The organism is Flagellimonas eckloniae (assembly GCF_001413955.1).
Lineage (GTDB): Bacteria > Bacteroidota > Bacteroidia > Flavobacteriales > Flavobacteriaceae > Flagellimonas > Flagellimonas eckloniae.
This window is the reverse complement of sequence record NZ_LCTZ01000002.1, coordinates 3930984-3943008: the sequence shown is the minus strand read 5'-3', so window position 1 is coordinate 3943008 and position 12025 is coordinate 3930984. Positions and strand designations below refer to the sequence as shown.

At 37.9% G+C, this 12025-nt stretch carries 7 protein-coding genes and 2 tRNA genes; 5 read left to right on the top strand and 4 right to left on the bottom strand.

Annotated elements, in window-relative coordinates; genetic code table 11:
- Positions 1–325 precede the first annotated feature (325 nt).
- The 3 genes from AAY42_RS16955 to AAY42_RS16945 all read left to right on the top strand — a co-directional run bounded on the left by AAY42_RS16955 (position 326) and on the right by AAY42_RS16945 (position 6865).
- Positions 326–2314 carry an LruC domain-containing protein gene (locus tag AAY42_RS16955; RefSeq protein WP_055397360.1) on the top strand — a complete coding sequence of 663 codons (1989 nt, stop codon included), beginning with the start codon at positions 326–328 and terminating at the stop codon, positions 2312–2314.
- A gap of 348 nt (positions 2315–2662) precedes the next feature.
- Positions 2663–4696, top strand: coding sequence for an LruC domain-containing protein (locus AAY42_RS16950; protein WP_055397358.1), 2034 nt, complete (start codon positions 2663–2665; stop codon positions 4694–4696).
- A gap of 258 nt (positions 4697–4954) precedes the next feature.
- Positions 4955–6865 carry an LruC domain-containing protein gene (locus tag AAY42_RS16945; RefSeq protein ID WP_055397356.1) on the top strand — a complete coding sequence of 637 codons (1911 nt, stop codon included), beginning with the start codon at positions 4955–4957 and terminating at the stop codon, positions 6863–6865.
- Positions 6866–6953: 88 nt separating this feature from the next.
- On the opposite strand, the gene rpsT is transcribed toward AAY42_RS16945, so the two are convergent.
- The 4 genes from rpsT to proS form a co-directional block, all read right to left on the bottom strand.
- On the bottom strand, positions 6954–7205 hold the full coding sequence (rpsT, locus tag AAY42_RS16940) for a 30S ribosomal protein S20 (protein WP_055397355.1): 252 nt from the start codon (positions 7203–7205) through the stop codon (positions 6954–6956).
- Between the two features lie 32 nt (positions 7206–7237).
- Positions 7238–7309: transfer RNA gene (locus AAY42_RS16935), tRNA-Glu, on the bottom strand.
- Between the two features lie 59 nt (positions 7310–7368).
- Positions 7369–7440: transfer RNA gene (locus AAY42_RS16930), tRNA-Glu, on the bottom strand.
- Between the two features lie 79 nt (positions 7441–7519).
- Positions 7520–8995 carry a proline--tRNA ligase gene (proS, locus tag AAY42_RS16925; RefSeq protein ID WP_055397353.1) on the bottom strand — a complete coding sequence of 492 codons (1476 nt, stop codon included), beginning with the start codon at positions 8993–8995 and terminating at the stop codon, positions 7520–7522.
- Positions 8996–9090: 95 nt separating this feature from the next.
- On the opposite strand from proS, the gene AAY42_RS18355 reads away from it, so the two are divergent.
- Both AAY42_RS18355 and AAY42_RS16915 read left to right on the top strand, forming a co-directional pair.
- Positions 9091–10440, top strand: a complete 1350-nt coding sequence (locus AAY42_RS18355) for a hypothetical protein (RefSeq protein WP_245625636.1) — start codon at positions 9091–9093, stop codon at positions 10438–10440.
- 37 nt (positions 10441–10477) lie between these two features.
- Positions 10478–11980, top strand: a complete 1503-nt coding sequence (locus AAY42_RS16915; RefSeq protein WP_055398015.1) for an OmpP1/FadL family transporter — start codon at positions 10478–10480, stop codon at positions 11978–11980.
- Positions 11981–12025 lie beyond the last annotated feature (45 nt).

Here is a 12025-nt window from a genome sequence, read left to right as displayed (position 1 = left end):
TAATGAGTAAGAGGAAAGCTTTCAGATAACCCATACTTTTAGTTCTGTTCTTTCAATAACCACAACTTTCTTTTCACCCCTATGCCTTGTCTCTTACAGGTAAAATGTATTTTTTAAAGTCTTTTTCTTTCAATTTTAACTCTATAAGCGTATAAATTCATTTATCGAAAAAAATACACCGCGTATCGATACTTAAATGTATACCAACCAAATACGCAAAGTTTACAGCCAAGTCGTGCCTAATTTTAGCAGCATATTTTAAATAATTGTAAAAATGAACAGGTCCCAAATTATTTTATCGACAATAGCATGTATATTTCTTTTTATGACAACATCCTGTGTAAAAGACAATCTGGATGATGCCCTAAATCCTGATTTAGAAACAGAAGGAGAAGTTGAAACTCCTATTGAAGAATTGGAAATTACGCAATTGCAAATCCCAAGTGGTTTTGCATTCGGAACAGAAAAAGAGCTCACAATTCAAATAAATGATAATACCGCTGATGTAATCTACGACGTTTATGCCTACAACAACGAAATAGTTTACGGAAATGATATTACATTCTTAAACGAGGAAGGTGAGGAAGTAACAGCTCCGGAAGTAGTTGTTGACAATCTTAACCATATTCTTTTTCGTGGAGCGCCATCGGGTGGAAAAATAGAACATTCAGTCGTGATTCCCAGCTATTATAAACAATTATATATTAGAAGAAAAGAAGGCTTTAAATACTCATCGTCCATAGTTGATATAAGTTCGAATAGAATAACCTATACCCATGTTCCTAAAGCGGGAAAAAACACCTGGGCAGGCAAAAGCATAGTTGAAGACTATCTTTATTGTGTTAACGGTAATGCAGAACTTTTTCAAATTGACCCCATTACTGGAGCCTACACCTTTGTATCTGACATGCCTATGGGAAGTTATACCGCTGCTATTGATAAACAAAACATGTTACTATATTCGATAGGAAAAAGTAGCCCCTATCCATTGATGAAATACGATTTGGTCAACGATTCTTGGGACACAGTTGGAAACGTTGGACAAGGCGGACCCAGATTAAGTTATAACAGTGCTGATGGTCTGTTATATTTTTCCACCAACAGTAAGCTCTATACTATTGATCCCCAGAATGCCAATATCATTTCAAACTGGAACATTTCTGGCTTGGATAAGCAACAGGGAGGAGATTTAGACTTTGCAGCCGACGGAACAATTTATCTATGTTCTTTTTCCGGATTATACAGATTGGATTCCAATGGAAATGGTGACTATGATGCTGTTAGGATAAGCGGAGAGGATTTACCCTTCTCCCCTACCTCTATGACAATTGATAGCAATGAAGAATTATGGCTTGCAAACAACAGTAATGACAGTGATCTTATTGTGATGGATACACAAACAGGAGGTTGGGAATATCGCTATGGACCAAATTCTACCTCGGGTATTACTTTTGGCAGAACCATAAATGACCTTGCCACATTAAGTATTGTTAATGAAAATGCCGAAGATCCCGATACTGATGGAGATGGTATCACCGATAGCAATGATGAATATCCAAATGATGCAGAAAAAGCCTTTGAGCAATTTACACCCAGTAAATACGGATGGGGAACTGTAGCATTTGAAGACCTTTGGCCTTATCTTGGAGACTATGACTTTAATGATACCGCCATCAATTATAGATTTGTTGCTGTATTGAATTCGGATAATATGGCCGTACAACTTGACATTCATTTTGAGGTAACCTCTGATGGTGCTGGATTGATAAATGCTTTTGGTATTGAAATGGAAAATATTGCCCCTAGCTTAATTGAATCGGTTACGGGAACAGTCTTAACAGAAAACTATATTAATGTAGCGGCCAATGGTACGGAACAAGGCCAAGACAAAGCTGTATTCATTCTATTTGATAACAACGAAACAATGGTGAACGTGCCAACAACCGTGGTTGTTAAATTCACTACCCCAATAACAACCACTCAATTGGGTCTTGCACCATTCAATCCATTCCTTATTGTTGATAGGGATAGAGGAAGGGAAATTCATCTTCCCAACAAGTCAAGAACCACTTTGGGAGTAAACAATACAGCTGTTGAAGGAGTAAACCACGATATTGATGGAAACTTTGCTACCGATTCCGGATTACCCTGGGCTATAAATATTGTTCATAATTTTATACCCCCAAAGGAGTCTGTTCCAGTAAATCAAGCCTACAACTTTTTTAACGAATGGGCAATATCAGGAGGGGAACTATATCAAGATTGGTATAAAGATTCCAATGGATACAGAAACGAATCCCAACTTCAGGATTAAAAGAACAATCTTTTTATATACAAAAACGCTCCAAATGGAGCGTTTTTTTAGTAATTATATGGCATGTTTCTTCTATAAACATCAACAAATCAGTATCAGCATGGTAATATTAAGGACTTAGTTTTCGCCACGCTTTTTTCAGATTTCACAACTTTACATTACCGTTCATCGGTAAAATATATGTTTTTGTAGTCTTTTTCGTTCAATTTGTGTTTTATAAGCGTATAAATTCATTTGTCGTAAAATATATACTATGTATCGACACTTAAATGTATACCAACCAAATACATAAATTTTACAAATTAGGCGTACCTAATTTTAACAACATATTCTAAATAATTGCAAAAAATGAAAAAGTCCCAAATTATTTTGTTTGCCTCTTGCTACACATTGCTGTTTTTAATAACCTCTTGTGTTAAGGATAGTTTTGATGATGGAGTGGAGCCTGAGGGTGAAGTTGAAGTTGAGGTACCTATTGATGAACTGGAAATCACAGAACTACAAATTCCGACTGATTTTGAATTTAATACCGAAAAGGAAATAACCTTGACCATTAATGACAATGAGTCAAATATAAAATATGACGTTTATGCATATAGTGATGAGGTAAATATTGGAGATTCGGTAACCTATTTAAACGAAGAAGACGAGGAAGTCACGGATTTTGATATTTCAGTGGACAATCTTAACCATCTTCTTTTTAGTGGAGTTCCTTCCGGAGGAAAAATTGAACACACCTTTGTTGTTCCTGACTACTTTGAACAATTGTACATAAGAAGAAAAGATGGTTTTAAATATTCATCTGCAATAGTTGATATCGTATCTAATGTTATATCATATACATATGCTCCAGAGGCTGGAAAAAGGGCTTCCACAGGGAAACCAGGAGTTGAAGACTATTTATATTGCGTAAATGGAAGTGGTGATCTATTTCAAGTAGATCCATTAACTGGGGCCTATACATTTATTTCGGATATGCCTATGGGCAGTTGGACAGCCGCTATTGACCAAGAAAACAAATTATTGTATTCTATTGGACGAAGCAGCCCCTATCCCCTTATGAAATATGACATTGTGAATGATACTTGGACTACCGTTGGCAATGTTGGACAAGGAGGACCAAGGTTAAGCTATAATAAAAATGATGGGTTATTATACTTCTCCACCAAAGCCAAACTGTATACCATTGACCCACTTAACGCAGGCATCATTTCAAATTGGGATATAATCGGGTTGGATAGTATTCAAGGAGGCGATATGGATTTAGCTGAAGACGGAACCATATATGTTTGTACATTTTCTGGACTGTATAAACTTGACTTAAATTCTGATGGCGATTATGACGCAACCCGTATCAGCGGTGAAGATTTACCTTTTAAACCAACTTCAATGACAATTGATTCCAATCAGGAATTATGGCTTGCAGATAATTTATCAAATGGCAACCTAATTGTAATGGATACTCAAACTGGTGGTTGGGAATATAGATATGGTCCCAACTCAACAAGCGGAATAACGTTTGATCGTACTATCAATGACCTAACAACTTTTAGCATTATAGATGATACCGTGGTAGATCCAGATACGGATGGAGATGGTATTACGGATAGTAATGACGAGTTTCCAGATGATCCAGATAAAGCTTTTGAGCAATTTACACCAAGTAAATATGGCTGGGGTACGGTTGCATTTGAAGATTTATGGCCTTTTCTGGGAGATTATGATTTTAACGATACCGCAATCAATTATAGATTCGTCGCGGTGTTGAATTCAGATAACATGGCCGTACAATTGGACATTCATTTTGAAGTGACATCCGATGGTGCAGGTCTCACAAATGCCTTTGGTATTGAACTGGAAAGTATTGGACCAAACTTAATCGAGTCAGTTACCGGAACAGTGTTGACAGAAGGCTTTATTAACGTAGCAGCAAACGGGGTTGAACAAGGACAAAATAGAGCAGTCATCATCCTATTTGACAATAATGAAACCATGTTGAATGTTCCTACAACCGTTACTGTAAAATTCACAACACCTATTACCACTAATCAATTGGGCTTGGCACCATTTAATGCATTCTTGATTGTTGGCGGGGATAGAAGCAAAGAAATTCATTTGCCAAATAGACTTAGAACTTCGTTGGGTATTAATGATACATCTGTAGATGGCGTGAATAGAGATCTTGATGGAAATTATGCAACAGAATCAGGTTTGCCCTGGGCCATTAACATTATACATAACTTTACTCCCCCAAAAGAAAACATTCCGGTTAACCAAGCCTATAACTTCTTTAACGAATGGGCCACATCAGGAGGTGAATTATATCAAGATTGGTATAAGGATTCTGATGGATATAGAAACGAATCTGATTTACAAAATTAGATGTCCTCGTGCTAAAAAAACGCTCCTTATGGGGCGTTTTTTAGTACCCTTATTTCACTAAAATAAAGTAATTCCAAAAAAAATATAAGCTTTACACTTTATTGTTTATTGGTCTGTTAGCCCCTCAAAAAAAGGATTGGAAATCCAAAACTTTTCTTTACCACACTTTTAACTCTTTTCACAACTTTGAGGTGTTGTTTATCGATTAAAAAAATAGATAATGTAGGTTTTTTCGTTCATTTAATGAAATATTTAGTAATGAAGCTTAAAAGATGCTTTTCCTTAGTTCTTATTTCTACGATAGCCTTTCTTTTTCAAGGTTGTTTAAAGGAAAAATACAACAAATACCTGGAGTCTTTGGCTCAAGACTCTACAGAAGTTGAGGAAGCGGTTCTAACGGACCTTAAATTCCCAACCAATTTTGATTTTAAGACAGAAACCACAGTATCTGTTAGTATAACTGACAACTCACCTTATGTAGTTTATGAGGTTTATTCCTATAGTGATGAACTCATTGAAAGCTTAGATAGTATTACTGGGCCTCTTCCCAATAAACTTTTTGAAAAATTACCTCTAAACGGTACCATTCAGGAGAGTGTAACAATATCATCTTTTATAGATAATTTATTCGTCGTTAGAAAATCAAATGAACGTATAGACAATATAATAATACCAATAACACAAAACTCCGCTTCTTACATCTATAACGGCCCTACGGGCAAACAAAATAGATTACAAACCATTTCCAGTAAAAACACGGATTGTGCAAACGTATTTGGTCAAGAGTATTATACCGATGTAAGCAATGTCAACATCTCAAGTAATGGTGATATAAACACAATTTCAAATATTAACTTCCCAAAGCAAGGTGTTACGGCAATTATTACAGCTACTGATACAGACGGAGCTGAACTTAAAAGTAAATTCTCTCTAGCTGGTGCAAGTTTTTCCACCCCGATTTTCACATTTTCCGGGTTTAATTTTTGGATTAGTTCAAGAATTGACACCAATAGTGACCCAGACGGTTATGTGAAATTTGAAATGACTTTTGATGCTCCTGTTCAAAATTTATTGATGCATTTTAAAAGTGTGGACGCTTCCTTATATCAATTTGTTGGAGATCAGCATTCAGAAACCTTATTATCTGGAGGTACTGAGTTCTTTTATGATGAATCCGAAAGAATACTTAAGGATACCGATTCAAGAACAAAAGGAAGATACTACAGAGATGGTTATGGTTCTATTTTGATTTCTGCCACATCGGGCACTTTTGATAAAATTATTTGGCATAGAATAGATGACCCAACCAGTAACTCTCAAAACGACTCCAATTGGTTTATATTTTCTGAAGTTGAAATATGTAATGATCAAGATGGTGACGGTGTGGTTGATTCCGTAGATGAGTTCCCTGATGATGCAACAAAAGCATACACTACAACCTATCCTTCAAGTTCTACAAAAGCTTCTTTGATTTTTGAAGACCTTTGGCCTTTTCAAGGAGATTGGGACTTCAATGATACTGCTGTGGACTATTCCATTATCAAAATTTTCAATGCAACCAACGAAGTAGTGGGAATAGATTTTGATTATGTAGTAACCTCTGATGGTGCTGGTTTTGTGAATAGCATGGCCTTTGAGGTAGGAGGTTTAAATCCAAATAACGTTGCTTTCACAACGGGTCAAATTCTTGATAGGGATGTCTTTGTCCTGGATGGAAATGGAACGGAGCAAGGGCAACAAAATGCTGTAATCGCATTGTTTGATGACCATTCCACCATTGTTAACCAAGAAAACACGGTAAGTGTCTCCTTTGTCAATCCAATTTCAGATACTTCCTTGGATTTTGCTCCATTCAATCCTTTTTTAGTTGCAAATGGAGAACGGGACAAAGAAATTCATTTAGCCAATTATAATTCTACCACCTTAGGCGATTCACAACCAAATGTTGAAGGCAACAATGCAGATGTTGATGGCAATTATAGCACCGATAATGGCCTCCCATGGGCAATCAATGTTATTGAATCCTTTCCCCTATTATTGGAAAAAGAACCTATAAATGAAGGGTATCTTTATTTTGAAGAATGGGGATTGACAGGTGGTGAGAGTAGAAAAGATTGGTATAAAGATTTACCCAATTATAGAAATAAGGTAAAGCTCAAAGGGAATTAAGAAATTTAATGAATTCGATAAAATAACTAAACAAAAAGCGCCCCAAAAAATGGGGCGTTTTTGTATTGTTATTATTGTCAAGGACAATTTACAAGGCGGCTACCTTACTCATTAATTTACTCTTTAAATTAGCAGCCTTATTGTTATGGATGATATTTCTTTTGGCAAGCTTGTCTATCATTCCAACAACTGTTGGCAATAATGCTTCCGCTGCTTTCTTATCTTCCTCGCTGCGCAATTTTTTTATGGCATTACGCACTGTTTTATGCTGATACCTGTTGCGTAGGCGCACTGCTTCGTTTCTTCTAATCCTTTTTAATGCTGACTTATGGTTTGCCATTATCTTAATTTATACTTTCTAATTCCTTTTAGTAGCCCGTAGGGGAATCGAACCCCTGTTACCAGGATGAAAACCTGGCGTCCTAACCCCTAGACGAACGGGCCAATTGATTAAAAATGAAGGTCTATGACCATTACATTTTCAATATTTCATTGAACTCTAGTAGCCCGTAGGGGAATCGAACCCCTGTTACCAGGATGAAAACCTGGCGTCCTAACCCCTAGACGAACGGGCCTTAAGGCTGCATAATTGCGGATGCAAAAATACAACTATTTTTAACTCTTGCAACAGTAAAATTTATTTTTTACCCCCTTTTAATAGGCCTTGGCAAACAAAACCCTTTGGGTAGATGCCTTACCTGTTACTATACATTTGCCTTCCTCTTTCTCCGTATCCAAAGGAATACATCGAATTGTGGCTTTTGTCTCCTCTTTTATTTTATCTTCTGTCTCCTTACTTCCATCCCAATGAGCAGATACAAAACCTCCTTTTTCCTCAATTATTTTCTTGAACTCATCATAAGAATCCACAGCGGTAATGTGTGATTCTCTATAATCCAGCGCCTTTTTAAAAATATTTTCTTGAATCTCCACCAATAGGGTTTCTATTTTATTGGCGACATCGCTGGCTGGAATGGTCTCCTTTTGCAAGGTATCCCTTCTGGCAACTTCATATGTGCCGTTATCCAGATCACGCTGCCCAATGGCCAATCGCACAGGAACACCTTTAAGTTCATATTCATTAAACTTAAAACCTGGTTTATGGGTATCCCTTTTATCAAACTTCACCGATATTCCTTTAGAGCGTAATTCCTTAACCAAAGGTTCCACTTTTTCCGCAATTGCATCCAATTGGTCCATACCTTTATATATAGGGACAATAACCACCTGAATAGGAGCTAAGTTTGGAGGAAGCACCAATCCACTATCGTCACTATGTGTCATAACCAAAGCGCCCATAAGTCGTGTTGAAACTCCCCATGAGGTGGCCCAAACATATTCCTGCTTTCCTTCTTTATTGGCAAATTTCACATCAAAGGCCTTTGCAAAATTCTGTCCAAGAAAATGTGAGGTTCCTGCCTGTAAGGCTTTCCCATCTTGCATCAATGCTTCAATACAATACGTTTCTTCAGCTCCAGCAAAACGTTCACTCTCCGTTTTTATCCCTTTAATTACCGGAACCCCCATATAGTTTTCCACAAATTCAGCATAAATATGCATCATCTGCTCTGCTTCTTCCACAGCTTCCTGTCTTGTTGCATGTGCTGTATGCCCCTCTTGCCATAAGAATTCGGCGGTACGTAAAAATAAACGGGTCCGCATTTCCCAGCGTACTACATTGGCCCACTGATTCACCAATATTGGCAAATCCCTGTAAGATTGCACCCATTTCCTATAGGTATCCCATATAATTGTCTCAGAAGTTGGTCGCACAATAAGCTCTTCTTCCAATTTGGCATCTTCATCTACAATAATGCCACTTCCATCTTCTGCATTTTTTAACCGATAATGGGTAACTACAGCACACTCCTTGGCAAAACCCTCTACGTGGCTGGCCTCTTTACTTAAGTAGGATTTTGGTATGAATAAGGGGAAATAAGCATTCTCATGTCCAGTCTCCTTGAACATTTTATCCAACTGCGCCTGCATCTTCTCCCAGATAGCATACCCATAGGGTTTTATTACCATGCATCCGCGTACACCCGAATTTTCCGCTAAATCCGCCTTTACTACAAGTTCATTATACCATTTGGAATAATCCTCGCTTCTACTCGTTAATTTTTTACCCATCTAGATAGTTTGGCACAAAACTTGTGATAATTCTTTTGAAAAATAGTTCGGTAAAACTAACTATTTTTAGTATGTTCAACAATAAAAATTGCGCAATGATAAAGTCTTTACATCACCCCAAATTCCAAATTCCAATATTGTCCATTGTGGCCGTTCTCTTTTTGGCTTCATGTGGTTCTTACCAACAAGCTTCATATTATGATGATGATGGAATTTATGCAAATGACAATCGTGTTGTTCGTGTTGAAAAAAAATCTGCTGAAGCAGTAAGAATAGAGCAACAAGAAAGTGATATCTATGGAGATTACTTTGGCCAAATAGCTGATGAATACAGTGAAATTTTAGATGATGAAATCTTTACAGATGTAGATGGCTATTATAGTGATGTTGAAAACGATAGTATTCCATTTAACGCCCAAACAGATTATTTTACCGACAACAATACATATAACGGAAACCCAGGCTGGGGAGATAACCCTACCAGTGTTAGTATAAATGTTTACGACAACTGGAATGCTGGCTTTGGTTGGGGATGGAATGATCCTTGGCTTTGGAACGGATGGGGCGGTGGCTTCGGATGGGGCTGGAACAATCCTTGGAGATGGAACCGCTGGGGATGGGCCGGTGGATGGGGCTCACCTTACTGGGGCGGCGGCTTCGGTTGGGGCGGTGGCTTCGGATGGGGCGGTGGTTTTGGTTGGGGAGGCGGCTTCGGTTGGGGCGGTGGCTTCGGATGGAACCAACCCTTTTTTAACAATTATAACAGAAGTTACGCATTCAACAGAAGTAGAAGGGGATATTCCAATACTGCTATTCCAGGAACATCACTACGTGGAAGGTCCAATTTGGCATCTAGAACAAGTGGAACCTCTTCTAGATACAGAACTAATAGCGGACGTTCTAATGCAAGCAGAAGTGCAGCAACAGGAAGGAGTTCAAGATCTTACCAAAGTGGAACAACAGCTAGAAGAAGTGTAAGTGCCGACGCAGTAGCGCGAAACAGAAATTACAGGACTAGTAGAAGCACCCGTACTACACCAAGTTATGGTAGAAACTCAGGTACGTATCGCTCTTATGGCACATCACCATCTACTCGAAGTGGCAGTACCATAAATAGAGGTTCTTCTACAAATAGGAGTTCAAGAAGTTATCAATCTTCACGAACCACTACTCCACGAACCAGCACTTATAGAAGGTCTTCCTCTGGAAATTCCAGAAGTTCTGGTAGTTACCGCAGTAGTGGTAGTTCTTCAAGAAGCAGTGGAAGCTATAGAAGTTCCGGAAGTTCATCAAGAAGCTCTGGAAGTTATAGAAGTTCAGGAGGTAGTTCGTCAAGAAGTTCAGGTAGTTACAGAAGCTCTGGAAGTTCTAGTAGGTCTTCGGGCTCTAGCAGGTCTTCTGGTTCAAGCTCAAGGTCTTCGTCATCTAGCAGAAGTAGAAGATAGATTCCTAAAAATCATTGTAAAAACTAAATCACGAAAAATGAAAATAGTTTCAACTTTCATAATGGTATTGGCATGTGTTTTTGTAAACGCACAAAATATAAATGATGTATTGCGGTATAGTACAGAAAATATTCAAGGTACAGCCAGGTTTCAGGCCATGGGAGGCGCTTTTGGCGCATTGGGCGGTGATTTGTCGTCCCTAAACGTGAATCCCGCTGGTTCCGCAGTATTCAACTATAGTCAGTTTACCATTTCTGGTTCAAATTTTAACAGAAGTAATGATGCGTTTTTTGGGAATAGCACTCAAAATACGGATATCAACTCATTAGAATTAAACCAAGTTGGTGGAGTTTTTGTATTTAAATCCTCTACAGACAGTCCTTGGAAAAAAATAGCACTGGCTTTCAATTATGATATGGTTCAAAATTTTGATAATGAATTTTCTGTTTCGGGCAATACTGCTCAAGGAATAGACAATTATTTCTTGAACTTTGCGCAAGGAGAGGCCTTGGGACCTCTTCGAGTACAACAAGGGGAATTTATAGAGGAGGCTTACCTCGATATCGGGGCAAATCTTGGCTTTGGTGCCCAACAGGCATTTCTTGGGTTTCAAGCTGGAATTATAGAGCCTACGGTGGATGATGACACCAATACCTCGTATTTTTCCAATGCGCAATACAGTAGTGTAAATCAACAGTATTTGCAGAGTACAACAGGATACAACAGTAGATTTACCGCTAACTTTGCAGGACAATATCAGGACAACCTATACCTTGGAGCATCTTTGAATTTCCATTCTGTATTTTATGATAGATTGACTCTTTTGGATGAAAGCGGTTATGACAACGATTCTGATGTTGAATTTACTACGTTTGATAATTTGCTTCGCACAGAGGGCTATGGTTTTTCCTTTAGTTTGGGAGCCATTGCAAAATTGAACGATAATGTAAGAATTGGAGGAAGTTACCAGTCTCCTACTTGGTATGAACTAACAGATGATACCTCGCAACGTATAAATTCTACATTGGCAGAACCAGACATCGATTTTATCAACTTTAATATTGTAAATCTTTTTGAGGAATATCGAATAAAAACTCCTGGAAAACTAACGGGAAGTGTAGCCGTAGTTTTTGGAAAAGATGGATTATTGAGTTTTGACTATGGATATCAAGATATGTCACAAGCCGAACTTCGTCCAACAGCTGACCCTAGTTTTTCAGCTGAAAATGATTTTATCGTCAGCGAATTGGGAGCTGTAAATACTTTTAGACTTGGTGGTGAGTTTAGGATTGATGAAGTTAGCCTGAGAGCCGGATATCGGTTTGAAGAAAGCCCTTATGAAAGTGGTGATATTATTGGTGATTTAACCGGATATTCTGGAGGAATTGGTTATAACTTTGGAGGAAGCAGGTTGGATTTAGCCGTAAATAGAACAGAACAAGATATAAACGCCTTTCTTTTTGATTCCGGGATAAACAGTTCAGCAATGATCAATAGGATAAATACCAATGTTACTTTAGGCTACACGCTAAAATTCTAGTCTTTACAGCAAAAAAATATGAGTGAAAGGTCAGAGATATCTGGC

Coding starts and splice junctions, on each gene's coding strand:
- AAY42_RS16955 (WP_055397360.1), top strand. CDS start 326: ATGACAACATCCTGTGTAAAAGACAATCTGGATGATGCCCTAAATCCT.
- AAY42_RS16950 (WP_055397358.1), top strand. CDS start 2,663: ATGAAAAAGTCCCAAATTATTTTGTTTGCCTCTTGCTACACATTGCTG.
- AAY42_RS16945 (WP_055397356.1), top strand. CDS start 4,955: ATGAAGCTTAAAAGATGCTTTTCCTTAGTTCTTATTTCTACGATAGCC.
- rpsT (WP_055397355.1), bottom strand. CDS start 7,205: ATGGCAAACCATAAGTCAGCATTAAAAAGGATTAGAAGAAACGAAGCA.
- proS (WP_055397353.1), bottom strand. CDS start 8,995: ATGGGTAAAAAATTAACGAGTAGAAGCGAGGATTATTCCAAATGGTAT.
- AAY42_RS18355 (WP_245625636.1), top strand. CDS start 9,091: ATGATAAAGTCTTTACATCACCCCAAATTCCAAATTCCAATATTGTCC.
- AAY42_RS16915 (WP_055398015.1), top strand. CDS start 10,478: ATGAAAATAGTTTCAACTTTCATAATGGTATTGGCATGTGTTTTTGTA.